The organism is Alishewanella sp. WH16-1, from assembly GCF_001441695.1.
Taxonomy (GTDB): domain Bacteria; phylum Pseudomonadota; class Gammaproteobacteria; order Enterobacterales; family Alteromonadaceae; genus Alishewanella; species Alishewanella agri.
Genome location: NZ_LCWL01000095.1, coordinates 47,290 through 72,397 on the forward strand (window position 1 = coordinate 47,290; position 25,108 = coordinate 72,397).

At 49.8% G+C, this 25,108-nt stretch carries 26 protein-coding genes and 4 tRNA genes; 14 read left to right on the forward strand and 16 right to left on the reverse strand.

Annotation, left to right across the window (positions count from 1 at the left end):
* Window positions 1-26 precede the first annotated feature (26 nt).
* Window positions 27-1,694, forward strand: coding sequence for a M28 family metallopeptidase (locus AAY72_RS08800; RefSeq protein WP_057786892.1), 1,668 nt, complete (start codon window positions 27-29; stop codon window positions 1,692-1,694).
* Window positions 1,695-1,749: 55 nt separating this feature from the next.
* On the opposite strand, the gene AAY72_RS08805 is transcribed toward AAY72_RS08800, so the two are convergent.
* Complete coding sequence (locus tag AAY72_RS08805) at window positions 1,750-2,154, reverse strand: translation initiation factor (protein WP_082628977.1); 405 nt, start codon at window positions 2,152-2,154, stop codon at window positions 1,750-1,752.
* A gap of 142 nt (window positions 2,155-2,296) precedes the next feature.
* Between AAY72_RS08805 and AAY72_RS08810 the strand changes: the two genes are divergently transcribed.
* Window positions 2,297-2,998: a GAF domain-containing protein gene (locus AAY72_RS08810; protein WP_057786894.1), complete on the forward strand. Its 702-nt coding sequence runs from the start codon at window positions 2,297-2,299 to the stop codon at window positions 2,996-2,998.
* Window positions 2,999-3,038: 40 nt separating this feature from the next.
* Window positions 3,039-4,235, forward strand: a complete 1,197-nt coding sequence (locus AAY72_RS08815; RefSeq protein ID WP_008985907.1) for an amino acid aminotransferase — start codon at window positions 3,039-3,041, stop codon at window positions 4,233-4,235.
* A gap of 83 nt (window positions 4,236-4,318) precedes the next feature.
* Here the strand turns inward: AAY72_RS08815 and AAY72_RS08820 are convergent, their stop codons facing one another.
* A complete protein-coding gene (locus AAY72_RS08820; RefSeq protein WP_057786897.1) occupies window positions 4,319-4,600 on the reverse strand; it encodes a hypothetical protein in 282 nt (93 codons plus the stop codon).
* A gap of 372 nt (window positions 4,601-4,972) precedes the next feature.
* Between AAY72_RS08820 and gdhA the strand changes: the two genes are divergently transcribed.
* Window positions 4,973-6,325 carry an NADP-specific glutamate dehydrogenase gene (gene gdhA / locus AAY72_RS08825; RefSeq protein WP_057786899.1) on the forward strand — a complete coding sequence of 451 codons (1,353 nt, stop codon included), beginning with the start codon at window positions 4,973-4,975 and terminating at the stop codon, window positions 6,323-6,325.
* Between the two features lie 22 nt (window positions 6,326-6,347).
* Here gdhA and AAY72_RS08830 read toward each other — a convergent pair whose 3' ends face one another.
* From AAY72_RS08830 to ettA, 3 genes are all read right to left on the reverse strand, one after another.
* Window positions 6,348-7,055, reverse strand: a complete 708-nt coding sequence (locus tag AAY72_RS08830; RefSeq protein WP_369815350.1) for an energy-coupling factor ABC transporter permease — start codon at window positions 7,053-7,055, stop codon at window positions 6,348-6,350.
* A gap of 49 nt (window positions 7,056-7,104) precedes the next feature.
* On the reverse strand, window positions 7,105-7,467 hold the full coding sequence (locus AAY72_RS08835) for a DUF6746 family protein (RefSeq protein WP_008985911.1): 363 nt from the start codon (window positions 7,465-7,467) through the stop codon (window positions 7,105-7,107).
* A 115-nt stretch (window positions 7,468-7,582) separates the two neighbouring features.
* A complete protein-coding gene (ettA, locus tag AAY72_RS08840; RefSeq protein WP_057786903.1) occupies window positions 7,583-9,244 on the reverse strand; it encodes an energy-dependent translational throttle protein EttA in 1,662 nt (553 codons plus the stop codon).
* A gap of 161 nt (window positions 9,245-9,405) precedes the next feature.
* On the opposite strand from ettA, the gene AAY72_RS08845 reads away from it, so the two are divergent.
* Both AAY72_RS08845 and folE read left to right on the forward strand, forming a co-directional pair.
* Window positions 9,406-9,759 (forward strand): DUF2750 domain-containing protein, encoded by a 354-nt coding sequence (locus AAY72_RS08845; protein ID WP_057786905.1) that lies wholly within the window; start codon window positions 9,406-9,408, stop codon window positions 9,757-9,759.
* 144 nt (window positions 9,760-9,903) lie between these two features.
* Window positions 9,904-10,545 (forward strand): GTP cyclohydrolase I FolE, encoded by a 642-nt coding sequence (gene folE / locus AAY72_RS08850; protein WP_057786906.1) that lies wholly within the window; start codon window positions 9,904-9,906, stop codon window positions 10,543-10,545.
* A 29-nt stretch (window positions 10,546-10,574) separates the two neighbouring features.
* Here the strand turns inward: folE and AAY72_RS08855 are convergent, their stop codons facing one another.
* Both AAY72_RS08855 and AAY72_RS08860 read right to left on the reverse strand, forming a co-directional pair.
* Complete coding sequence (locus tag AAY72_RS08855) at window positions 10,575-13,541, reverse strand: EAL domain-containing protein (RefSeq protein WP_231728937.1); 2,967 nt, start codon at window positions 13,539-13,541, stop codon at window positions 10,575-10,577.
* 82 nt (window positions 13,542-13,623) lie between these two features.
* Window positions 13,624-13,809, reverse strand: coding sequence for a PA3496 family putative envelope integrity protein (locus AAY72_RS08860; RefSeq protein WP_057786907.1), 186 nt, complete (start codon window positions 13,807-13,809; stop codon window positions 13,624-13,626).
* A 176-nt stretch (window positions 13,810-13,985) separates the two neighbouring features.
* On the opposite strand from AAY72_RS08860, the gene AAY72_RS08865 reads away from it, so the two are divergent.
* A complete protein-coding gene (locus tag AAY72_RS08865; RefSeq protein WP_008985916.1) occupies window positions 13,986-14,540 on the forward strand; it encodes a glutathione peroxidase in 555 nt (184 codons plus the stop codon).
* A gap of 17 nt (window positions 14,541-14,557) precedes the next feature.
* On the opposite strand, the gene rnhA is transcribed toward AAY72_RS08865, so the two are convergent.
* Window positions 14,558-15,037 (reverse strand): ribonuclease HI, encoded by a 480-nt coding sequence (rnhA, locus tag AAY72_RS08870; RefSeq protein WP_057786908.1) that lies wholly within the window; start codon window positions 15,035-15,037, stop codon window positions 14,558-14,560.
* A 67-nt stretch (window positions 15,038-15,104) separates the two neighbouring features.
* On the opposite strand from rnhA, the gene dnaQ reads away from it, so the two are divergent.
* From dnaQ to AAY72_RS08900, 6 genes are all read left to right on the forward strand, one after another.
* Window positions 15,105-15,809 carry a DNA polymerase III subunit epsilon gene (gene dnaQ / locus AAY72_RS08875; RefSeq protein WP_008985918.1) on the forward strand — a complete coding sequence of 235 codons (705 nt, stop codon included), beginning with the start codon at window positions 15,105-15,107 and terminating at the stop codon, window positions 15,807-15,809.
* Window positions 15,797-17,188, forward strand: a complete 1,392-nt coding sequence (locus AAY72_RS08880; RefSeq protein WP_057786910.1) for a TIGR03503 family protein — start codon at window positions 15,797-15,799, stop codon at window positions 17,186-17,188. The genes dnaQ and AAY72_RS08880 overlap by 13 nt, the downstream gene beginning before the upstream one ends.
* Window positions 17,189-17,292: 104 nt before the next feature.
* Window positions 17,293-17,369, forward strand: a tRNA-Asp gene (locus AAY72_RS08885).
* Window positions 17,370-17,385: 16 nt separating this feature from the next.
* Window positions 17,386-17,462 (forward strand) — tRNA-Asp (locus AAY72_RS08890).
* Between the two features lie 26 nt (window positions 17,463-17,488).
* Window positions 17,489-17,565, forward strand: a tRNA-Asp gene (locus AAY72_RS08895).
* A 41-nt stretch (window positions 17,566-17,606) separates the two neighbouring features.
* Window positions 17,607-17,683, forward strand: a tRNA-Asp gene (locus AAY72_RS08900).
* A gap of 301 nt (window positions 17,684-17,984) precedes the next feature.
* Here AAY72_RS08900 and AAY72_RS08915 read toward each other — a convergent pair.
* From AAY72_RS08915 to AAY72_RS08945, 8 genes are all read right to left on the reverse strand, one after another.
* The gene (locus tag AAY72_RS08915) at window positions 17,985-19,349 is read right to left on the reverse strand and encodes a diguanylate cyclase domain-containing protein (RefSeq protein WP_057786912.1); all 1,365 of its coding nucleotides are present in this window, start codon (window positions 19,347-19,349) and stop codon (window positions 17,985-17,987) included.
* Between the two features lie 53 nt (window positions 19,350-19,402).
* Window positions 19,403-20,611 carry a methyl-accepting chemotaxis protein gene (locus AAY72_RS08920; RefSeq protein ID WP_057786914.1) on the reverse strand — a complete coding sequence of 403 codons (1,209 nt, stop codon included), beginning with the start codon at window positions 20,609-20,611 and terminating at the stop codon, window positions 19,403-19,405.
* 200 nt (window positions 20,612-20,811) lie between these two features.
* Window positions 20,812-21,660 (reverse strand): porin, encoded by an 849-nt coding sequence (locus tag AAY72_RS08925; RefSeq protein ID WP_057786916.1) that lies wholly within the window; start codon window positions 21,658-21,660, stop codon window positions 20,812-20,814.
* On the reverse strand, window positions 21,618-21,845 hold the full coding sequence (locus tag AAY72_RS16840; RefSeq protein ID WP_197408393.1) for a hypothetical protein: 228 nt from the start codon (window positions 21,843-21,845) through the stop codon (window positions 21,618-21,620). The genes AAY72_RS08925 and AAY72_RS16840 overlap by 43 nt, the downstream gene beginning before the upstream one ends.
* 193 nt (window positions 21,846-22,038) lie before the next feature.
* Entirely contained in the window at window positions 22,039-22,449 is a 411-nt protein-coding gene (locus tag AAY72_RS08930; protein WP_057786918.1) for a DUF6691 family protein, read from the reverse strand.
* Between the two features lie 10 nt (window positions 22,450-22,459).
* On the reverse strand, window positions 22,460-22,864 hold the full coding sequence (locus tag AAY72_RS08935; RefSeq protein ID WP_057786920.1) for a YeeE/YedE family protein: 405 nt from the start codon (window positions 22,862-22,864) through the stop codon (window positions 22,460-22,462).
* A gap of 9 nt (window positions 22,865-22,873) precedes the next feature.
* Entirely contained in the window at window positions 22,874-23,275 is a 402-nt protein-coding gene (locus AAY72_RS08940; protein ID WP_057786922.1) for a rhodanese-like domain-containing protein, read from the reverse strand.
* A gap of 30 nt (window positions 23,276-23,305) precedes the next feature.
* Window positions 23,306-24,058 carry a sulfite exporter TauE/SafE family protein gene (locus AAY72_RS08945; RefSeq protein WP_057786924.1) on the reverse strand — a complete coding sequence of 251 codons (753 nt, stop codon included), beginning with the start codon at window positions 24,056-24,058 and terminating at the stop codon, window positions 23,306-23,308.
* A gap of 113 nt (window positions 24,059-24,171) precedes the next feature.
* Between AAY72_RS08945 and AAY72_RS08950 the strand changes: the two genes are divergently transcribed.
* A complete protein-coding gene (locus AAY72_RS08950; RefSeq protein ID WP_057786926.1) occupies window positions 24,172-25,047 on the forward strand; it encodes an MBL fold metallo-hydrolase in 876 nt (291 codons plus the stop codon).
* Window positions 25,048-25,108 lie beyond the last annotated feature (61 nt).

Sequence of the window (25,108 nt, forward strand, 5' to 3'; positions counted from 1 at the left end):
CCCTATACGTAAACGAGTACTGTCGTATGAAAAAACCTGTTTTATTGGCGCTGGCCGCAGCGGCTACGCTATTTGCCTGTGGTAAGTCAGCGCCGGAGCTAAGCCAGCCTAAAGCTAACCCGCTGTTTATTGAGAGCCATCTGAGCTTTTTAGCGGATGATTTACTGGAAGGCCGGGATACCGGCAGTCGTGGTCATGACATCGCCTCACTGTATATTGCCAAACAGTTACAGGGGTTGGGATTGAAAGGCGGTGCTGCCGATGGCAGTTTCTATCAGCAAGTCCCACTGCGCAAAGCCTTGCTGGTACCAGGTAGTGCCAAACTGAGTTTTCAGTTTGACGATCACGTACAGGAGCTGAGCTATCCGCAGCAGTTTTTTAGTGGGCCTAGTTTACAACAGACCAGTGTGGCGTTAACGGCGCCAATGGTATTTGTCGGCTATGGTTTGGTTTCCGAAGCTTTTGGGCTGAATGATTATGCGGACCTTGATGTAACAGGCAAGGTCGTTGTGATGCTGGCTGGCTTACCCGCTAAATTGCCTAGTGAAGAGCGTGCCTATCTGGGTAGCATGAAAACCGAGTTTGCCGCCGAGCGTGGTGCCGTTGGCATTCTAACGGTGCATACGCCTGAGCAAGAAAAAACGCGGCCTTATGCCAACAGCTTGCTGTATTTAAATACGCCCAGTATGACCTGGCTTAATGCTGATGGTGAACCGGGACGCGGCTTTCCGCAGTTACAAGGCGGCGCATATTTACATCCGGAAGCGGCTAAAACCTTGTTTGCCGCCAGTGGTAAATCGCTGGATGAGATCTTTGCCCAGCTGGAGCAGGATGCAACCCCACAGGGCTTTGCTCTGAATGGTACTGTTAGTCTGCAAAGCGAGAGCACACATCAAAATGTAACCAGCCCCAATGTGCTGGCGCTACTGCCTGGTTCTGATCCGAGCTTAAAAGATGAAGTCGTGGTATTAAGTGCACATTCTGATCATATTGGCCTGGCCAATGATTTACGCACTAATGATAAAGTGAATAACGGTGCCATGGATAATGCTGCGGGCACCGCCATTTTGCTGGAGACGGCGCGCTTATTTGCGGCTTTGCCAGCGGCGCCGAAACGCTCGATTCTGTTTGTCGCGCTGACCGGCGAAGAGAAAGGCCTGCTGGGTGCCGATTACTTTGCCAAAAATCCACCTGTGGCGGTTGAGAAGTTGGTGGCCAATGTTAATTTGGATATGCCGGTGCTGCTTTACCCCTTTGCCGATCTGATAGCCTTTGGCGCTAACCATTCTACGCTGGGTGAGGTAGTAGCGCGTGCGGCGGAAAAAGAAGGTATTAAGCTCAGTGCCGATCCGATGCCGGAGCAGGCAATTTTTACCCGCTCAGACCATTTCCGGTTAGTACAACAGGGCGTACCGGCCGTCTTTTTAATGACCGGTTTTACCTCACAGGATCCGGCGCAGGATGGCGGTAAGATCTGGGGCAGTTTCTTTGCCAAGCATTATCATAAGCCATCAGACGATATCCCAAGCCTGGAACGTGACTACGGCCCCATTCGCTATGATGCCGGGGCGGTCTTTACTGATATTAACTTTAATATTGCCTTAGATGTGGCAAACACTGCGCAGCGACCACTGTGGCGCAAAGGCAGCTTCTTCACCGGCGTTTTTGGCCGGCCGGATAACTCGGAACAGTGAGCCTGAGCAAAAACGGCAGCTTGAGCTGCCGTTTTACTGTTAAGTTATGGTTCTGCTAGCCGCCGGCTTGTTTTACCTGATAGCCTTTTTGCTGCAGGACTGCCGTGACCTGTTCGCGTTTATCGCCCTGAATTTCGATCACGCCGTCTTTTACCGCGCCACCGCAGGCACATTTCTTTTTCAACTCAGAGCATAAGGCATTTAGTTGCTCGTTGCTGCCGGTAAGGCCGCTTATTGTCAGGACGGTTTTACCACCCCGGCCTTTGGTTTCACGCCTTACCCTAAGAGCCCCGTCTGCGTAGGCGGTACCGACTATTTCTTGCTCTGTTTTGCTGTTAATGCGACCACTGGCCGTGGAATAAACCAGATTGTCAGCAGCCGAGGCCGGTACCAAAGCTTCCGGACTGTTGTTGGCTCCCAGTTGCGTTTGCCAATCGGCAAGAGATATTTTTTTACTCATAAGATAGGGATCTGTGTAAACGATTGCCGGCAAGCTTACTGAGGTGGTAAGCGCGAGGCAAGTTTTTCGGTGGTCAGCTTGGATTTTCAGTGGCTTCTGGTAGAATGATGCGCATTATTTTAGAAATCTGGACGGCTATAATTTGAGTAATTCAGTCTCTTTAACACAGTATTTGCAATTAAGTGGTTTAGCAGAGTTGGCGACGCCGGTTTTTACTGCCGCAGTCGCTGAACAACAGCAGGCTTTGCAGCAGTATCTGCAGCAAGCGGCCGACACAGCGGTGAACTGGCAATATCAGGTGCCAGAGCTCGGTGAAGGTGGGGCCTGCTCACTGTTTGGCGTGCTGGCGGCAGAGCCATATGATTTAACCGCTATTTTAGGTGGTCAAACTGCTGCCAATCAACAAGCCCTCAGTAAGCTCAGTCAAATTACTGCTTTTTATCAACAGCAGGCTGGCGTGGCCTGGTTTGGTATCTACCAGGCGAGACAAAATCCAGCTGGCGAAGCGGTATTGGTCAAACTCAGCTACTTTGGTGCGCCCTCACGCGCCGAGTTCCCGCTGACGGCAGAGTTCGCTGCAATCAGTAACAACAGCACTGTTGGCTTAAGCGGTAAAGCGCGGGTGATTAACAGTGTCGCCAGTTATTTACAACAGGGTGGCGAATACTATACGTGTGACCCGAAAGTTCAGGCCGAAGCCTGTTTGCCACTCTATGCGCAATCGGGCAGAATACTGGGCATTGTCGATGCCGAAGACTTCCAGCCAGAGGTGTTTAATCCGCAGGCGCTGGCCTTGCTGGTGGCGGTCTGTCTGACTATTCCGGACTATTTACTGGCCGTGTAAACCGGCTTTTTTATTAGCACTCTAATCCAGGTAGAACATTATGTTTGCTCAGTTAAAACCCGTTGCCACCGATCCCATTCTGGGCCTGATGGCGGCTTACCGTGAAGATCCTAATCCACTGAAAGTTGACCTTGGCGTCGGTGTGTACAAAGACGAGCAGGGCCACACGGCGGTGCTGAAGTGCGTAAAAGAAGCCGAAGCTCTGCGTCTGAAGCAGGAAGATAGTAAAACCTATATTGGAATGGCCGGAGATCCGGGGTTTAACGCCCATATTGAGAAGCTGGCCTTTGGCAGTAGCCATCCGGTGTTGCTAGCGAACCGGGTGACCACGGCGCATACGCCTGGCGGTACTGGCGCACTGCGGGTTGCGGCCGAGTTTATTAAACGCGCCAATCCGGATGCGACAATTTGGGTCACCACCCCGACCTGGGCTAACCATATTTCGATGTTTCAGGCAGCTGGCTTAAAAGTTAAAGAGTACGCCTATTACGATTACGATACCAAGGGGCTAAAAACCGAGCAGATGTTCGCAGAGTTAGCGCAAGTGCCGGCCGGCGACGTGGTATTAGTTCATGCCTGCTGTCATAACCCCAGTGGTATGGATCTGAACTTTGAGCAATGGCAGCGCTTTACCGAGTTGGCACTGGAGCGAGGCTTTACGCCATTGGTAGATATGGCCTACCAGGGCTTTGGTAGCGGTTTGGATGAAGATGCCAAGGGCCTGCGTTATCTGGCGGAGCGGGTCGCTGAGATGATCTTGTGTAGCTCTTGCTCGAAGAATTTTGGCCTGTATCGTGAGCGGATCGGTGCGGTTAGTGTCGTCTCTGCAGACAGCAAGGTGATGGAGCTGGCGAAAGTCAATCTGCTGAGCGTCGTACGCTCGATTTACTCCATGCCACCGGCACACGGCGCCATTATCGTTAGCCATATTCTGGATAGCGCGGAATTAACAGCATTGTGGCATCAGGAACTGGCAGAAATGCGCGACCGGATTAACAGCTACCGTCAGCTGATTATTGATAAATTTGCCGCCGAAGGGATTACGCAGGATTTTAGCTTTATCGCCCGTCAGCACGGTATGTTTAGCTTTCTGGGAATAAATAAAGCGCAAATCGATCGCTTACGCGAAGAGTTTAGTATTTATATGGTGGGTTCAAGCCGGGTCAGTATTGCCGGGTTAAATCATACTAATATCGATTATTTCGCCAAAGCCGTGGCGACGGTGTTAAAAGGCTAACCTTGCTGGCTAACAGGCCCCGGTTGCGCAATACCACTGGGGCCTGAAGGCGTACTGCATTACCGCCTGTCCTGTATTCTGCATTATTCCGCCTTAGCCTGAGCCTCTGGCTTAGCGACTGTACTGGTCGTTGCTACGTCAGTCTGTTCTGGCGTAACAGCGGATGCCAAACCAATTTGCTCTGCAACTTGCCGCACGCTGCTTTCCAGCGCTTGTTTCGCTTGTACTTTTACCGATTCACGTAATTCGCTCAGCTGTTTGCTCAGTAATTCACTACTGAGTTCGCTCAGGCTATTGGCACTGGCCGGGGCGGCTAAGGTTAAAGCTACAACAGTGGTCAGCATCAGTTTAGTTAAGGTTTTCATATTCTACTCGCTTCGTTAAGGGTTAGTGGGTTACTACCCCCTTACTATTACAAGCGTTATGCCAACTTTATAACTAACTTAACATCATGTTTTATATGTAATTATTTTTATATGCAAGTTTTTGTTAATTTGTGGAAATTACTTAATACTAATTAGTAGCGTTTTTGACTAAAAATTAGTTTTTTTGTTTTCAATCTGGGGTGGCAAGCGAAAATCTGATGGCGATCGGTTTTTTATGTGCAATAAACTTACTATTCCATATATTTATGCGCATTATTTGTTTAAATATTCTATTTTGGAAATCTTTCTCTCTTGACATCTATACGGCTAGAAATCATTATTGCGCCAGACATTGCAGCAAGAAGCCAAATCATGACCTATATTCACGATACCATTCGCCGTTTACAACACAGCAGCCCGGCCCAGGCTGAGTTTTATCAGGCCGTTGAAGAAGTACTGGAGTCGTTGACACCCATCCTGGAACACAATCCTAAATACCGGCAACAAGCTATTATTGAACGGATGGTCGAGCCAGAGCGGCAAATTATGTTCCGGGTGCCCTGGGTTGATGATCTGGGCAATATTCAGGTTAACAAAGGCTATCGTGTTGAGTTTAATTCGGCGTTAGGTCCATACAAGGGGGGAATTCGCTTTCATCCTTCTGTTAATGCCAGCATTATCAAATTTCTGGGTTTTGAGCAGATTTTTAAAAACGCGCTAACCGGCTTACCGATTGGTGGTGCCAAAGGTGGCGCTAACTTCGATCCGAAAGGCAAATCTGACGGCGAAATTATGCGTTTCTGCCAGTCTTTTATGAATGAGTTGTACCGGCATATCGGGCCCACCACTGACGTGCCAGCCGGTGATATCGGTGTCGGTGCCCGCGAGATTGGTTATATGTTTGGCCAATATAAAAAGCTGGCCAACAGCTTTGATGGTGTCTTTACCGGCAAGAGCTTATTGTGGGGCGGCTCACTGGCGCGCAAGGAAGCAACTGGTTATGGTTGCGTCTACTTTGCCCAATATATGTTGGCAGACCGGCAGCAGCAGCTCGCTGGTAAACGTTGTTTGGTTTCAGGATCGGGCAATGTCGCAATCTATACCATCGAAAAGCTGCAGCAGCTGGGTGCCACAGCGGTTACCTGTTCCGATTCCTCAGGCACTCTCTATCATGCCAGCGGTATTAATCTGGATACCTTAAAGCAGATTAAAGAAGCGCAGCCACAACGCTTAACGGCTTATCTAAAGTTTCATCCGGACGCCGAATATATCAGTACAGCGGATTATCCGGCTGATGGTCATGCGGTGTGGCGCTTTAAAGCCGAGCTGGCGTTTCCTTGTGCCACCCAGAATGAGCTGACCGTCGCTGATGCCAGAGCCCTGGTAGAGAATGGCTGTCTGGCGGTATCAGAAGGTGCCAATATGCCTTCTACACAAGAGGCGGTTGAAGTATTCTTAAAAAGCGGTATTGCCTATGGCCCCGGCAAAGCAGCCAATGCCGGCGGTGTTGCCACCAGTCAACTGGAGATGGCACAAAATGCCAGTATGCAACGTTGGAGCTTTGAGGAGGTCGATGCCAAGCTGCAGGTGATAATGCGTAATATCTATCTGCGCGCCCGTGATACCGCGGCAGAATTTGGTCAACCGGGTAACTTAGTATTAGGGGCCAATATCGCTGGCTTTAAGCGGGTCGCTGAGGCGATGATCGAGCAGGGCGTGGTCTAGCGACCTGGGGCGTTTAAACGCCCTAGCGATCCGGCGACAGGTACTCATTATCGTAAAAAGTTCTGAGCCACTGTGGCCGGTACACCGCCATCAGGGTGATGGCCATGCCATTAAGCAGAGCTTCACCGAACCAAATCAGTAACGCCAGCTGAGTATAGTTTTGATAGATGGTATGCCAGCCGTAATCAAACTGAGTATAGAACCACAAAGACGTCAGCAAGATTTTCACGCAGATCGTCAGAGCTGCACTGATAAAGCCGGCAACAAAGATGTAAACAAACAGGTGCCGGCTTAAATAGTGATAAGACCAGACAAATACGGCGTAACTAAACAAGCCGGGTAGTACAAAGGTGGTTAAGGCAAAGGCGCCGCCATCTGGCCAGTCGATAACCCCAAACAGCATTAACAGCAGCAGCGGCAGACAACTAATCCAGATCGCGATACGCCAGCCATGACACAGTACCAGTGTTGTCACACCAAGAAAGAACAATTCCAACCCCGGTGCGATACCGGCCCGCACCGACCAGAGCAGCGTCAGCGCCACAGCCGAAGCAAATACCAGATGTTGATAGCCTGAGAGCTGCAGCAGCCGTGGTAACAGTTCCCGCGGATAAAAACGCAGCAGGATAAATGCAAACAGGATCCAGCTTAAAAGTTGCCAGCTGCTCATTACAGTACAATCAGTAACGTGGGTGCGGTTATTGTAACGGCTGTGCCAAGCGCTTGCCAGTTTTTGGTTTTATCAAAGCCTGGCAGCTGCCAGGCCATATTACAGAGGGTTAGTTAAGCAGCGCCTGACTTTGCTGCAAATAGGCCGCTGCGTTGGTTTTCACGCGCTGATAATCCATACTTTCTGAACCCAGATGCACTTCTTCCAGCACAGCTTTGATGTCGTCTGTTGCAGCGGGTAGCTTAGCCAATGCATTCTCCAGCGTATAGGTCAGCTGGTGGATCTCGGTCATGCTGGTCGGGTTTAACTCGGTTTTTAACAACGCCGCTAACTTAGCGTTGTACTGTTTTAAAATACTTTTTGCTTGCGCGGCTGAGGTAATTTCGGTGCCCTGAAAATGGGCCGGACGATCTGACGCCACAGTGGGTAAGGCAATACCGGTGAGCAGGGTAATAATCATCAGTGCTTTCATCATAAACTCCTTACATGATAATGATTATCAGTTACTATACGCCTTTTTTTGTAATTGACAAGTTGTGCCAACAAAAACGCCTGCAAGTGCAGGCGTTTTAACGAAAAGGCGGAGCTTAGATCCGCTTATATTTAATCCGGTGTGGCTCTAATGCCGCGGCGCCGTAGGTTTGCTTCAGCCAGGCTTCATAATCTGAGTAGTTACCTTCGAAGAAGTTCACCTTACCCTCATCGCGGTAATCCAGAATGTGGGTGGCGATACGGTCGAGAAACCAACGGTCATGCGAGATCACCATGGCACAGCCTGGGAAATCCAGCAGCGCGTTTTCCAGTGCACGCAGCGTTTCTACGTCCAGATCGTTGGTTGGTTCGTCCAGCAACAGCATATTGCCGCCGGCTTTAAGCAGCGCCGCTAAATGCACCCGGTTACGTTCACCGCCGGATAACTCACCGATAAATTTCTGCTGGTCATTGCCTTTAAAGTTAAAGCGACCGACATAAGCCCGGCTTGGGATCTGGAAGTTACCGATTTGCAGCATATCCTGACCGTTAGAAATTTCCTGCCAGACCGTGTTTTTCGGGTTCATCTTATCGCGGAACTGATCGACGCTGGCGATCTGTACCGTTTCACCGACTTCAATATTGCCTCCATCCGGTTGTTCGGTGCCGGTGATCATTTTAAACAGCGTCGATTTACCGGCACCGTTCGGACCGATAATACCGACGATAGCGCCTTTCGGAATACTAAAGCTTAAATCATCAATCAGCACCCGATCGCCAAAGGTTTTGCGCAAATGACTGACTTCCAGCACCTTATCACCCAGGCGCGGCCCCGGCGGAATAAACAGCTCATTGGTTTCATTACGCTTTTGAAATTCCTGGCTTTGCAGCTCTTCAAAGCGGGCCATCCGTGCCTTGCTCTTGGCATGGCGACCTTTCGGGTTAGTGCGTACCCACTCCAATTCCTGCTTAATAGAGCGCTGGCGGGCATTTTCAGATTTTTCTTCCTGCGCCAGCCGGGCTTCTTTTTGCTCCAGCCAGCTGGAGTAGTTACCCTGCCAAGGAATACCTTCACCGCGGTCCAGCTCTAAAATCCAACCCGCCACGTTATCGAGGAAGTAACGGTCGTGGGTAATGGCAACGACAGTGCCAGGGTAGTCGTGCAGGAAGCGCTCTAACCAGGCCACGGATTCAGCATCCAGGTGGTTAGTTGGCTCGTCCAGTAATAGCATGTCCGGGCGTTCCAGTACCAGCCGGCAAATTGCTACCCGGCGGCGTTCACCACCCGACAGATGTTCGATTTTGGCATCCCAGGGCGGCAAACGCAGTGAATCTGCGGCGCGCTCCAGCGTATTCTCCAGGTTGTGGCCATCTTTAGCCTGAATTAAGGCTTCCAGTTCACCTTGCTCACGGGCCAGCGCATCAAAGTCGGCATTTTCATCGGCGTAAGCGGCATAGACTTCGTCCAGACGGGCGAAGGCTTGCTTTACATCAGCGACCGCTTCTTCAACGATTTCTTTTACGGTTTTATTCGGATCCAGCTCCGGCTCCTGCGGCAGATAACCAATTTTGGTACCGCTAAGTGCCCGGGCTTCGCCTTCAAATTCTTTATCTACGCCGGCCATAATGCGTAACAGCGTAGATTTACCGGAGCCGTTTAAGCCCAGTACGCCGATTTTCGCACCGGGGAAAAACGACAGGGAGATATCTTTTAAGATGGTACGTTTCGGGGGTACAACTTTCGATACCCGATACATTGAAAAAATATATTGCGCCATGGTTTCAGTTACCGTCCATTCTGGATTGTCACAGTCGGGGCGATTGTACGCCATTTTCTGATTAGGGGGTAGGGAGCAGCCATTATGGTGAATAAAGTTGGCTTTTGGTTGCCGATCTCTGCTTTAATAGCAGGGAGAATTTCTTTTAAAGCAGGTTAGGTATGTCTGAGTTTGCACATGATCCAAGTTTTCAGCGTTTTGTCGAAGAAGCTAAAACCGAAGGGGTAGTCTGGACCCTGGCGGATGGTGAAAATTTGCTGGTAGTCGAATCGGTAGAATTTGAAGAAACTGACGTGATGCCGTTCTGGTCGAATAAAGCGGACGCTCAGGCCCATTGCTCAGACGAATGGGAAAATTATAAGCCTGAAGCCATCCCGCTGGATGTGTTCTGTGAAGGCTGGTTAAAAGAAATGTACGACGATGGCGTGCTGATTGGCACCAACTGGGATGAGTCGTTAAATGGCCCGGAAGTGGAGCCGCGTGAACTGTTAGAAGCGCTCGCTTTGTTACAGTAAGCCTGCCCTCGACATCCTTGAGCCCGGCTTTAGCTGGGCTTTCGTGTTTTATGGGTGTAAAATGGCAAATATTATGCCCGCCGCTAAACTGCAAGCAGAGTTGCCGCGTACAAGGCGCATCAGAGTCAGGTGTTGGAAGTGAATATGTTAACTGAAGAAGCGATGTTAGTCCGTAGTGCATTGGAAGCCAGAGGTCTGGAAACCCCAATGCATGATAACGGTTTATCCCGCGATCAAAAGTATCAGAAAATTAATCAGCTGATGACCGAAATAGTGCAGACGCTCGGGCTGGACTTAAACGACGACAGCCTTAGAGAAACACCGCATCGCATTGCTAAGATGTATGTTGATGAGGTATTTGGCGGTTTGGATTACCGCAATTTCCCGAAAATTGCGCTGATTGAAAATAAGATGCAAGTTAGCGAAATGGTCAAGGTGAAAGACATTAGCTTTACCAGTACCTGCGAGCACCATTTTGTGACTATTGATGGTAGCGCTACTGTGGCCTATATTCCGGCAAAGAAGATTATTGGTTTATCGAAGATCAATCGGATCGTGCGCTTTTTTGCTCAGCGCCCACAAGTGCAGGAGCGCTTAACGCAGCAAATTCTGATTGCGTTGCAGGCGTTGCTGGAGACAGATAACGTGGCGGTGACCATGGATGCCGTGCATTACTGCGTTAAATCGCGTGGTGTAATGGATGTGAATTCGAAAACCCAAACCACGGCTCTGGGCGGTATTTTTAAAGACGACGCCCGTACCCGCGCTGAGTTTTTAGCCCGCTAGAGCGGTCACGCTGGTGCCTGAGCCGTTCGTTACGGTTCACGCCCCAGTTCCCTGCTAATCATTTCTCTGGCAGCAGTTGCCTGCATCGGCTTGCCATAATGGTATCCCTGGATCGCCTGACAACCCAGCTGCTGTAACAAAGCTTGTTGTTCAGCGGTTTCTACCCCTTCAGCAATAGTTTCCAGCTCCAGACTGTTTGCCATGCTGATAATGGCTTGTACTATTGCCCGGTCATCGGCATCCGCTAACAGATCACGAATAAAGGATTGGTCGATTTTTAGTTTGTTCAGCGCAAAACGTTTCAAATAGCTAAGCGATGAATAGCCGGTACCAAAATCATCAACGGCAATGCGTAAGCCCCGATGCCGGAATGCGTCTAACAGACTGGCCGCCTGTGCCGGATCTTCGACCATAGCGCTTTCGGTAATTTCTAATTCCAGCGCAGCAGCCGATAGCTGATGTGCTTGTAGCTGGGCATTAATTAATGTCAGTAAGCCGGGCTGGCGGAACTGTACCGGCGATAAGTTTACTGCGACAGTCAGTTCGCTTGACGTTAGCTGTTGCCACGCTGCGCGTTCTGCCAACGCCGTTTTTAGTACCCATTCACCTAACGGGATCACCAAACCGCTACGCTCGGCCAGCGGAATAAACTCACCGGGAGAGACAAAACCCAGCTCCGGATGTTGCCAGCGCAGCAGGGCCTCAAAACCAATCAGCTTTTGTTGCTGCAGCGAATACTGTGGCTGATAAACCAAACTCAATTCGTTATTATCGATGGCACGGCGCAGGGCGTTTTCCAATAGCAGATGGCGGGCATGATAGCGCTGCATCTCGCTGGTAAAGAAACAGTATGTGTTACGTCCTTTTTCCTTGGCACGATACATTGCTATATCGGCATGGCGATACAGCTCATGAAAGTGTTGTCCATCCTCCGGATAGAGTGCAATGCCAATAGAGGCGGAGAGCACCAATTCCTGGCCACTAACCTGGTAAGGCGTAAGCATTAAGGGCAGAATTTGCTCGGCCAGTTGTGCTGCTTGATCACCATCGGTATGAGGGCGTAACAAGACAAATTCGTCACTGCTCAGTCGACAGAGTGTATCTTCCGGACGACAGAGGGTGGCTAGACGTTGCGCGATGAGAATCAGTAACTGGTCACCAACCTGATGGCCGAGCGAGTCATTAATTTGTTTAAAACGGTCTACATCGATAAATAGCAGCGCCAGGGCTTGCTGTTGCGCTTTGGCGATCGCCAGTGCCTGTTCAGTCCGATCCATCAGTAAGGCACGATTTGGCAGTGAGGTTAGGGCATCATATTGCGCTAAAAAGCGAATTTGTGCTTCGTCTTCTTTGTACTGGGTGATATCGCTGAATAAACCAACATAATAAATTTCACCTGGCTCAGGACCATCGATTTTACTAATCGATAACCATTCCGGGTAAATAGTACCATCTTTGCGCCGGTTCCAGATTTCACCTTTCCATACGCCCTGTTGTTGAATGGCTTGCCACATTTTCTGGTAAAAGGCTTTGTCATGTTTACCGGATGACAACAATTTGGGATCTTTACCAACCACTTCTTCCGGCCGATAGCCACTAATATTACAAAACGCCTGATTAACCATTACCACTTGTTGTTGTGAGTTGGTGATCAGGAGTCCCTCAGAGCTTTGCTCAAACAAACGTGCCAGCAATTGTAATTTCAGTTCTGATTCTTTGCGATCGCTGATATCGATATGAGTGCCTACGGTCAGCCGTTTACCCTGCTCAGTAACGATAGTGCGGCCGCGGGATAGAATCCACACCCAGTGGCCATCTTTATGCCGCATCCGGAAATGATTTTGATATAGCTCCTGTTGCGGGCTTGCCAGATAGTCCGCGAAGGCCTGGCTGGCGGTCTGACGATCGCTCGGATGCAATAAATCAGCCCATACCTTAGCCAGATTTTGCGGTGTAGTTGCGGGTAGATCCTGACTTTGATAACCCAGCATTGAAAAATATTCCGGACTACAGCTTAATTGCTGAAGCTCGGGATCAAATTCCCAACTGCCGGTGTTACTGGCAACAATAAAGCTGCGATGGCGTGCTAGCTGAGTTTGTAAATCTGCCGTTCGGGCAGCAACTTGTTGTTTAAGTTGTTGCTTTGTATTCAGGGTGCGTAGCAGAAAGTAACTTAGCGCTGCAAGCAGCAGATTAAAGATGATAGCAAGAAACTGTTGCCAGTAAGCAACTGTGCTGTAGTTAGCTGCGGCCGGTGCGCTGAGCAACAAACGCCAGCTGACGGTGCCGGTCTGAATTTTCGCTTCTGCTAGCGCGCTGAACGCAGAAGTCGTACTGCTGATAATCAGACTTTGTTCCGTCGTCTCATCCAGCCACACTTGATATTGAATACCGCGTGCCGGCAGTTGTGCCAATTGTCTGATACTTTCCAGTGCTTCCAGTTCGAACGTGACACTGACAAAACCCCAAAAGCGGTTGCTGCCGGTGTCATCCGGCAGCTGGACTGGCAGGCGTCCGATTATGCCTACACCACCCTGGAGCAGTTGGAAGGGACCGGTCAGATAGACCAGCTGGCTTTGCAAGCTGCGTTTAGCAGAGGGACCCTGAATTGGATCTTGCAGAATATCGAAACCTAGCACTTGTTGATTGGTCTGCGCCGGATAAGCAGCGCGAATGATACCTGCCGGGGCAGCGGATAAGGTTTTTAGATGCGGATAATAGGGGTAGATTTGCGCGGCAAACTGCTCAAATTGTTGCAGATCACCTTGTTGTAAGCGCAGCCAGCCTGCCATCGCATAAGCTGCGGTTGCCGTTCTCACCAGCTCTTGTTGAATGGCACTGGCATAGGATTGTGCCTGATCATTGAGCTGGTTTTGTTGTTGCAGCTGACGCTGTTCGCTCAGATATTGCAATAAACTATAACTTACGGCGCCACTTAACAACAAAACCAATACCGGGATAACCAATCCCAGATGAAAAGCTCTCGATCTCAACACAGTGTGGCGGCCCGTTATGCTTTGCTAATCTTAATAATTTAGCAGTTTAGCATTTAACGCTCGCCCGAGGTAGCGTCTGTACTCAATCGTCCGTAAGTTCCCAGTCGTCCAGTAGTTCCCGGAGTCGTTTTTGCTCCATAATTTCGTCAATGCGTCGCCTTGCTTCGTACTTTTGTTTGGCTTTGCTATCCTTAACCACGTTAACTACGGCTTCCAGCTCTGCTGGCTCGTTAAATTCATCCAACTCGATTGGCTGTAGTGCAGACATACTGATTACCTCACAATTTTCTGCTTATTTATCGCTAAAGCGGCTGAAACAACAGTGAAAATTTTTTTAGGTATCGATAAATATTTTTGTTGATATACGATAAAGCTGATAAAAACGATCTGAGAGCGGTTGCTTGGCGTAGTGAGCAGAACAGACAACATAAACTGGAGTTAGAGATGAAAATATTAGTATTAGGCATGGGGTTACTGGGGCTGAGTTTGTTGCCACAAACTGCCGCTGCGGCACAATGTGGTGCGGTGTTAAGCCACTCGGTGCAACAACTAAAAACCCGTGAAACGGTGGACCTGTGTGAGCAATTCCAAGGCAAAACACTGCTGGTGGTTAATACCGCCAGTAAATGTGGTTTTACCCCGCAGTTCGAAGCACTGGAGCAGCTTTATCAAAAATACAAAGATCAGGGCTTAGTAGTGCTAGGCTTCCCGTCAAATGACTTCCGGCAGGAACATAGCGACGAGGAAAAAACCGCAGAAGTTTGCTATCTGACTTACGGCGTCGAGTTCCCGATGTTCTCGACTACCAGCGTTCGTGGTGACGCTGCCAATCCGGTCTTCAAAGCTTTGATTGCGAAAACGGGTGAGTCACCCTCCTGGAATTTTAACAAGTACCTGGTGAGTAAAGACGAACAAAAAGTACTGCATTTTGGTAGCCGGGTTAATCCGACTGATCCGAAATTTATCGCTGAATTGGAACAGCTGTTACAAGCGGAGTAGGCAGCTGGGCACGCTGGTTAGCCAGCGGCCTGCGTCGCTTCAAAGCCGCTATCAATGGCCGCTGGTGCTGCACTGGCGGCTTCACGTGCCAGCTCGTCGCAGCGTTCATTCTCCGGGTGCCCATTGTGACCCTTAACCCAGTGCCAGTTTATCTGGTGTGGCTGACAAGCTTGGTCCAGCCTTTGCCACAGATCCTGATTTTTTACCGGTTGTTTTTGGCTGGTTTTCCAGTTATTGCGTTTCCAGCCCGCCAACCATTGGGTTATTCCCAGTCGCACATACTGGCTGTCAGTCGTCAGATCAACCAGGCAGGGGGTTTTTAATGCCTCCAGGCCAACGATAGCTGCCAGCAATTCCATCCGATTATTGGTCGTCAGACGAAAGCCGCCTTTTAACTCTTTGCGGTGTTGTTGATAGCATAGAATAGTGCCATAGCCGCCCGGTCCCGGGTTACCGAGGCAGGAACCGTCGGTATAGATTGCAACACTTTTCTTCATTTGGCCTTTCCTAAGCTGAAAACGGCGTATAATCTAGCGTAAATACAATGAAAAAGCGAAACTGCAGATGGCAAAGCGACAAATTATCCTTGATACCGAAACCACCGGCATTAACCCGAAAGAGGGGCATAGGATTATCGAGATTGGTTGTGTTGAGCTGATCAACCGGCGTTTTACCGGCAATAACTTTCATGTTTATATCAATCCGGAACGGGAAATCGAAGCGGAAGCCATTGCCGTGCACGGCATTACTAACGAGCGTTTGGCAGCAGAGCCGAAATTCCGCGATATCGCCCAAGCCTTTTTCAATTATATTCAGGGCGCCGAATTAGTTATTCATAACGCGGCCTTTGACGTCGGCTTTATCAATCATGAGTTTGCGCTATTAAAACCGGCACTGCCTCCGGTTGCACAGTATTGCACCGTACTTGATACTTTAATGCTGGCGCGTGAGCTGCACCCGGGTCAAAAGAATAACCTGGATGCGTTATGTAAACGCTACGATATTAATAACAGTCATCGTACCTTGCACGGCGCCTTGTTGGATGCGGAGATCCTGGCTGATGTCTATCTGTTGATGACCGGTGGCCAGGTCAGTCTGAATCTGGCGGCAGAGGAAGAGTCACAACAGCAAATGCAGGACAATTTACAGCCGGTGCAACGTAGTGGACGCTTGAAAGTGATTCGGGCCAATCAGGCTGAGCTTAGCGCTCATGAGAGCCGGCTTGATTTGGTGCAGAAAAAAGGAGGAACCTGCCTGTGGCGCGGTTAATTTTACTGTTCGCGGCCTTGCTGCTTAGCGGTACTGGGGTGGCACAGCAGGATACGGCAACACCGGCAGCGCAGGTAAAGTCTGATACCGGGCTGACTATTCTGGATCAGCTACCAGTGCGTAATCAGATCCCGTTACTGGATAATCGTTTTCGGATTGATGATGGTGTTGACAGTATCACACTGGTGTTTTTCCGTCGTCAAGGCACGGCATCGGTGGTACTGGTGCGTCCTGACGGCAGCAAGGTGTTCTATAACACAGCCAAAGACCATAATATGCGTTGGCACGATGCCGCAACCTATGACTTAATTGAGATTAATAATCCGATGCCGGGCCCGTGGCAGGCCGTAGGGCGAATTTTACCGGAAAGCCGGATCCTGGTATTAACTGATATTCAGTTGCAGGTTGATTCTTTACCAGCATCTTTAATGGTTGGGGAAACGTTTAAGCTTACCGCTCGCCTGATGGATGGTGATCAGGTGGTGAATGCCCGTGATTTTCGTGAGATCTTGACGCTGCAAGTGCTATTTATCAGCACCAATAATAAAGAACAGGATAATTACGGTCGTGGCCTGGCTGAAGTTGCCAGTTTCCGCGATGATGGTAGAGGGTATGACGCCAGCGCGCGTGATGGTATTTTTACCGGGGAAATTAATCTGACCTTTGGTGCCGGCGAATGGATCCCGCGTTATGTGTTAAAAACACCCTTATATAGTCGCGAGCTGGAGCAGCCGCCCGTGATTATTGCTCCTGCGCCTGTGCAACTGGTATTTGAACAGGCTACTAAGGCGGAGTCGCCACATCAGCTGTCGTTTCAGGCGGTTTCTGCCGACGTTAACCTTAATAGTTTGCTATTTCAGGGCGTCGTTCGCTATCCAGATGGCGAGATGTTGCAATTTTCGCTGACGGATCCGGCCGAGGCCAAAGTGTTAGCGGTTGCGAATAAAGGGGCTGGCAGCTATCTGGTTGATGTCTCGGTATTTGGGCAAATGCAGGATGGTCGCGAGTTCGTCCTTAACCTGCCACAAGAGCGGTTTCTGGTAATGCTGCAGGCGCAAGAGGCGCCGGCGTTAACAGAATTACCTCCTGAGTTACAACAACCGGTTCCCCCTGTTATTGAACAGCCAGAACCAGAACCTTTTCCGTGGGGACTTGTGATCTTATCAAATTTACTGATTCTGGGGCTTGGTGCCACAGCGATTTGGTTGGTGATTACTGGTCGGGGTTTTAGCGCCTTACTATTTTGGCGCAAAAAAAACGTGCCTGCCGCAGCTAAAGCTATGCCAGGTGCTACCAAGAGCAACGCTGCGAGCAGCGCAAAACCTACTCAATCGAAGGAAAAAGACGATATATTAGACCTTTCGTTACCGGATGATTAAGGAATAGGCAAAAGCGGCAAAAAAGATGTTGACGGCTTTCGGCCATATCCGTATCATTCCCGCCGCACCAGACGATACCCATCTGATAGTTTGGTGCACTGCGCGGAGCGGTAGTTCAGTCGGTTAGAATACCGGCCTGTCACGCCGGGGGTCGCGGGTTCGAGTCCCGTCCGCTCCGCCAATTTTCGATGCTTTCCGGAGCGGTAGTTCAGTCGGTTAGAATACCGGCCTGTCACGCCGGGGGTCGCGGGTTCGAGTCCCGTCCGCTCCGCCACTAGCATCGAAACAGCTTCCTGATCCGGAGCGGTAGTTCAGTCGGTTAGAATACCGGCCTGTCACGCCGGGGGTCGCGGGTTCGAGTCCCGTCCGCTCCGCCACTTCAGTAAGTTATCACCTGAGCAGTAGCTCACTCCAGCGCGGAGCGGTAGTTCAGTCGGTTAGAATACCGGCCTGTCACGCCGGGGGTCGCGGGTTCGAGTCCCGTCCGCTCCGCCACTTTAATTCCATAAGCAATTAAGTATGTCTGAGCGGTAGTTCAGTCGGTTGCTTTCTGTTAAGAATCAGCCGGCCTGTCACGCCGGGGGTCGCGGGTTCGAGTCCCGTCCGCTCCGCCACTTTAATTCCATAAGTAATTTAGTATGCCTGAGCGGTAGTTCAGTCGGTTGCTTTCTATTAAGAATCAGCCGGCCTGTCACGCCGGGGGTCGCGGGTTCGAGTCCCGTCCGCTCCGCCACTTTAATTCCATAAGTAATTTAGTATGTCTGAGCGGTAGTTCAGTCGGTTTTTTTCGATTTTTTTATTCGCTTTTTGCTTTGTGAGCCGCTTTTTGTTGATACATCCCTAAATCGGCATGATGCAATAGCGTTTCAAGATCCTGGGCATCGTGCGGGAAGCGAGCATGGCCAAGGCTATATTGGATAGTAAATGCTGTACCTTGGTGCGTAAAAGGGCTATCGCTCAGCTTCGCGGCGATCTTGCTGATAATTGCTTGTAAATCGTGCTCTGTGCTGACTCTTGGCAATATGACTAAGAATTCATCGCCGGAGAGGCGGCAAGCACTGTCTGAGCCACGTAAAGCACGCTGCAGCCGATGGGCGACGGCTTGTAACAGGGCATCGCCTACAGCATGGCCGTATTGATCGTTAACGTCTTTAAATTTATCCAAGTCTAAACTGAGGATGCTAAAGTCAGATTGACTTTTTACCAGTCGTTCCAGCATTTGTATTGCAAAACGCCGGTTTGGTAAGGCGGTCAGTGCATCTTGCAGTGAATTGCGTCTGGCAATCCGATAGGCATAAAACAGGCTGAGCAGCACCAGCATCAGCAATAAACATAAGCTATAACCGACCAGCCGGACCGTAATGGCAATCAAAGTACTGCCTTTTAATTCGCTATGCTCTGGTAAGGCAATGGCCAGCTGCCAGCTACCGGTCAGCAGCCGGATTGTTTCGCTGGCGAAGGCCTGCTCAAAAACCTCAGGCTCGCCGCGGAACACCTCGCCGGTTTCTCCTGTTGCATCTTTACCGCGCAATGCTAAGCGTACTTTCTGTTCAAGAGCTAGCAAGCCAGACAGCTGAAAGAGTTTATCAATATCAATAACCACACTGCAGGTACCCCAGTACTGCTGATTAGTCGGCGGATCGATAAAAACCGGCATCCGGGCAATAACTGCACTCCCACCCTGCACCAACGGCAAGGGACCGGCGATATAAATCTCTTGTCTTCGGCGCGCTAGCTCCACCGTGCGTAGTTGTTCGGGGTTATTGCGATAATCTAAGCCGATCACCGCTTCATTACCGCGTAACGGGTAAACAAACTGCACCACGTTATCCGGCGCGACTGCCAGATTGCGAATGCTGGTTGCTTTTAGCATCAAGGTTTCGGATAGTTTTTCCCAGTCTGCCGCACTGGACTGCGGATTAACGGTGATAATGGTCGCCAGACTATCAGCCAAAAAGATATTCGCATTGAGCTCCGATTCGATATTGGCACGCACCAGCGACAACTGCTGGCTAAGAGAAGACTGATACTGTTGTTGTAACCGTTGCTGAAAATCACGATGCAGATATTCTACCAGCACAATACTGCCAGCGGTGAGCAGCAACAACGCCAGTGACATTCCACATTTCTGCTTATTAGTTAGCAGTTTAAGTTTTTTCATCTCGTGCCCGGATCCCTGCGTAGCAACGGTGTTTCCTTGATTTAAAGCCAGCCTCAGGCGTGGCGGGTTCTGGCAAAACGCGCCAGTTGCTTTTGAGTAACGGCTGTGCCTTCCAGTAAGTTACGGGCAGCATCATCAATCGCAGCCATTTGCTGATAGGCCTGATTGGTCATTTGTTCAATTGCCGTTAAGTGCACATGCGTTTGCCGGTACTTTTGCTCCAGGCTATTCACGCTGCCACTGATATTCAGCATACCACCGCGGGCAGCTTGCAATTCGGTTTGTAGCAATGAAAATTCATGATTAGTAGTATTGATTTGGCTGCTGGCGTGTTGCGCTTGCTGATTAAGACTATCCGATTCCTGCTTGGTTTCTTTTACCAGCCGCTCCATATCATTCAGAAAGCCCGAGATTTGCTTGGTGGCATCATTAACCTTGGCTGCCAGCGTACGAACTTCATCGGCAACTACCGCAAAGCCGCGACCCGCGTCGCCAGCTCTGGCCGCCTCTATGGCCGCATTTAATGCCAGTAAATTCGTTTGATCGGAGAAGCCCTCTACCATCACCAGAATTTGGCGCACGTTTTCAGAGTTTTTCTGCAAGCCATTAATGGTCGCGCCGAACGAGTCGAGCAAAGCGGCGATGGCGGTTAATTGGCGGTTAAGCTGTTGCATTTGGTCACTGGCAACCTTGGCTTTATCAGTAGCTGCGTGAGTAACCTGACCGACTTTATCGCTGCTTTGTACGATATTGGCCAGAAACTCCACCACTTCATCACTATCGCGGCGAATTTGTTGATTACGCTGCTCAGTATCCTGCAAATTACGGCGTGTTTGTTTGACGGCTGCGGAAACTTGCTCGTTAATCTCGTGGTTATCCTGGGCTTGCTGATGCACTTTACCCAGCACCTCACTTAATTGGGCAACAAAATGGTTGAACTCTTCGGATAAAGTGCGGAACTCATCGAAAGTAAACGCCGGTAGGCGTTGGCTGAGATCTGCACCCTGACGATTGCTCTCATGCAAGGTCCCGACCAGCGCCTGCACCGGGCGGACAATTAAATGCTGTAAATAAAAGCCGGTAAATATAAACGCCACACTACCCGCAATGAGCAAGCACCACCAAAGACCGCGCTCGGGGCTTTGTGGGTAAGCCATCCACAGCGCAAGTGCGAAAAACACAGCAATAAATAGCATATTGCCGGCAATTTTCCGGTTTAAGGTGTAGAAAAAATTGCGCTCAATAAAGCTATACAGGGCCATGAATCTCTCCATTACGACTGAGACCTCTTTTGATTTTTTGACAGCATAACACAACAAAATAGCGAAACTTTGATCTCAACACTGACAATAGCTTAGTTTTAACACAGCGCCAAGATGCTGAACGATAGTAAAAAACAAAACCCGGCAACAAAGGCCGGGTTAGCTAAGTAAGAAGCTGTTACAGGCTCTGTCAGCCTGGATTAAAACTTGTAGATGGTACCAAAAGATAAAGCGACCGGATCGGCGCCTGGTGTAATGGTCAGGCGCTTACCATGACCGCCCGCCGACACATTAAAGTTAGCCCGGTCAGCATTATCTGTCATTGCCACAGCCGCATAAAAACTGAGTGATTTATTAAGCGCCCGGTCAACACCCAGCGCAAGCATGGACGCATCGCTATCGGAAACATCAGCACTTTCTGCTTGGTAGTACTGCGCCGATAAGTCATAAGCGCCAAGTTTATAGCCAAGGCCCAAGCCCCAGGCATCACGGTCGCCGCCGCTAAAGTTTTTCGTTTGCTGATAAAACGCCGCTAATTGCCAGCTATCATTTAATTTATAACGTGTACCGAGGCGAAGACCGCTTGGGGTAGCAACCGCATTACCCTGAGCATCGTCGAGTTGGTTTTGCCGTTCATAAGCCAGCATTACCAATAAACCGTCTGCGCTGTAGGTGATTGAACTACTGATGGCATCGTTTTCATTTTGCGGTGTGCTGCCGGTGGCATCGTTAGTGGAGTAATGTACATCGACCGTTAAGTTACTAAATACCGGGCTTTGATAATGAATACCGTTACGAAAACGTTTATCCAGGCTTACACCGCCGCCTGATACGATATTGCGCGCGTCACCGATTTTGTCGCCGAAAAAGTCAGTGCGCGAGCGTACTTTTTTCATAGGCGTATCGAAATAACCAATTCGTGCCATACCAAAATCACCTTGTAAACCAACAAAGGTATCGCGGGCATCGAAGTAATCACTGCCCGTATCGCCTTCCTCAACCCGAACTAATGCCTCGATCTGGCCAATAACTTGGAGCCCAGGCTGCACTTCATCGAAGCTTTAACGCCGATCCGGCTAGAGTTGCTGGAAATATTTAACCCGCTGTCAACGTCATTATCCAGATGGTCTACTGAAACGTGGATCTGGCCATAAAAGCCAATGTTTGCGGCCTGGCTGGCGCTAAGTGGAGATAATGCCAGCAGGACACCGGCAGCAGCATAGTGAAGTTTCATACAAGCCTCTTTATGACATTTTTATGTCAAATGTTCTACCAAGCAGAGTATGACATTAAAATAATTAAAGCTGGTAGCTAAATGACAGTTTGCAGTGATGCATATCAAACAGCCGCGAAGAAGTGCGGCTGTTTAAAAGCAAGTCCCATTATCTTTAAAGACTATAACGGGTTGCCAGTTACGCGCAGCTTGGTTAGCTAATCTTTAATTTGCGGGCCACGAACCAGCCTACGATCATCGCCAAAACAAAACCCAGGGTACCGCTACTGCCTGAGGATAAAGCACTGATTGCAGGTCCCGGACAGTAACCGACCATACCCCAGCCTAAGCCAAATACAGCAGCACCAATTAATAAGGGTTTATCGATATAACGGGCTGAGGGCAGATAAAATTGTTTATCAAACAATGGCGCTGGCTTATGGATAAATAGCCGGTAGCCGACAGAATACACTGCCAGAGCGCCGGCCATAACCAGTGCTAAACTCGGGTCCCAGTCGCCACTCAGATCAAGAAAAGCCAGCACTTTCTGTGGGTCAATCATCTTTGAGATCGCCATGCCCACTGACATCAGTAAACCGGCGAGAAAAGCGATTAAGAGTTTCATAGTTGACTCCTTAAAACAGCAAACTGGCAGCGAGCACACCAAACAGCATAAACACCATAGTGGCAGCTAACGAGCGTGGCGAAAAGCGGCCAATCCCGCACACGCCATGACCAGAAGTGCAACCTGAGCCCCAGGCAGTGCCGAGGCCAACCAGCAAACCCGCGGCCAGCGTGAAGGGGCTAAATTCAGGTGTGCTATAACTAAAATCCTGATAAAACAAAGCTGTTAACAATGGTCCTGCGACCAAGCCGAGCACAAAGGCCAGCCGCCAGACTTTGTCTTCTTTTTGGAATAACAGGGCGCTGGTAATACCGGAGATACCGGCAATTCGGCCAAGACCAACCAGTAATAATAAGGCGCCCAAGCCAATTAACGCACCGCCTAATAGTGCAGATACCGGAGTAAAGTTTTCCATTTAAACCTCCTAAGCTTTAACCGGGTAACCGGCGTCTTGCCAGGCCATCATGCCGCCGGCAACGGAATAGACATCGCTAAAGCCCATACGCTGCAAAGATTCTGCTGCCAGCGCCGAACGGGCACCGGAGCGGCAAATCAGATACAGCGGTTGCTCTGCCAGTTGCGCTAATGCCACTTCAGCGGCGCAGCCACTGGCGGCGACCAGCGGATGATTGGGTAATTGCATTTCTAATACGCCACGCGGGTAATTTACTGCACCAACGATATGCGCCTGGGTAAACTCCGCCGGTTCACGCACATCAATCAGTAAGGGTTCGCTTTGTTGCTGCAAGTAAGCAGCCAGCTGAGCAACATCGACTTCTTTAATTGCCGCTTTAGCTTCGGCGACCAGCTGTTGTGAGGTTTTCATAGAGATCTCCGTTAAGTTGCAAGCATTAAGTTATTTCAGTACCGACTGGCTAATCACGACTACCGCCATCACCGCCAGGAAGAGCGCAAAACCTTTTTGTAATTTTGCTTTTGGCAACTTTTGACCCAGCCAGTTGCCGGCAAAACTGCCAATAAAACCCGCCACCACCATTATTGCAATCACCTGCCAGTTAAAGCTCATGCCGGCGGCACTAAAAGCCAGATAATACTTGGTAAAGCCAGCAAAAGACTTCATCGCAATAATGCCAAGGCTGGTTGCCACGGCGATACCCAATGGCAAACCAGCCATCAGTACCAGTGCAGGTACAATTAAAAAGCCACCACCCACACCGACAAAGCCAGTAATGGCACCAACCACTAAACCGTCGGCCACCACTTTGACCGGTTGAAATGGTCGTTGATTTGCTGTTTCCTGTTGGTTGTTACGCCACATAAAAATAGCAGCAACCACCATCAGGATTGCGAAGACGAGTAGCTGCCAGCGGCTATCGACCAGAGTTCCGATCCAGGCGCCACCGTAAGTACCAAACATACCAGGAACACCAAACCACCACAGATGGCGCCAGCTAATGCGCTTTTGCCAGGCATTTTGTGCGGAACCGAGCAAACTTATACCGGCCACAATTAGCAGCGACGAGGCAATCGCCAGCTCCGCCGGCATCTGTAGTAAATACAACAGCACCGGCACCGTCAGAATGGAACCGCCCGAGCCGAACAGACCTAAACTGATACCGATAATAAGTGCGCCAAGTAATACGAACATTCGGACTCCATATTCTATTTTTGAATATGCTTATAACTTGTTTGCATTCTAGGCGCCTTTTCGCTAAGCTGCAACTAAAATTTAGTATTAACTAATTTTAGAGGCTGAATGCGATGTCACAACAAAATTTACTGATTGAAATGTTCTTTGATCACGACAGCTCCACCTTTAGCTATGTGGTAGCAGATAAAGCAACAGGTCAAGCTGCGATTATCGATCCGGTATTAAACTATGATGCAGCAGCTGGCGCGGTAAGCACCATTGATGCCGATAAGATGCTGGCGTTTTTAAAGGCTAACAACCTGAAACTGCAATGGGTGCTGGAAACCCATGCTCATGCCGACCATTTATCAGCAGCACATTATTTAAAGCAACAAACCGGTGCCAGCATTGCCATTGGCGAAGGGATCCGTAAGGTGCAGCAGACCTTTAAGGTGGTATTTAATATCAGTGATCAGGAGCTGCTGGCCAAGGGCGATTATTTTGATAAGTTATTTGCTGATAATGAGGAATTTCAGATTGGTGGCATTAAGGCTAAGGTGATCAATACGCCTGGCCATACCAACGACAGCGTCAGTTATCTGATAGCCGGTAATTTGTTTGTGGGTGACTCCTTGTTTATGCCTGACGCAGGCACAGCGCGCTGTGATTTCCCGGGCGGCGATGCCCATATTCTGTATCGCTCGATCCAGCGTATCTACCAGCTGCCGGAGGAAACCGTGATCTATATGTGCCACGATTATCAGCCGAATGGCCGCGAGCTGTTATATAAAACCACCGTCGCCGAGCAAAAACAGCACAATATACATGTCAAAGCCGATACGGTTGAGGCAGATTTTGTCGCCAGACGTGAAGCGCGCGATAGAACCCTGGCGGTGCCACGGCTGATTTATCCGTCGGTGCAGGTGAACATTCGCGGTGGGCAGTTACCGCAGGCGGAGGCGAACGGCAGCCGTTATATTAAGATCCCGTTAAAAGGTGCGCTCTGACATCTCAAAGCGTAAAAAAATAAAGGCAGCCTCGGCTGCCTCAGACTGCTGACAAAGTCCT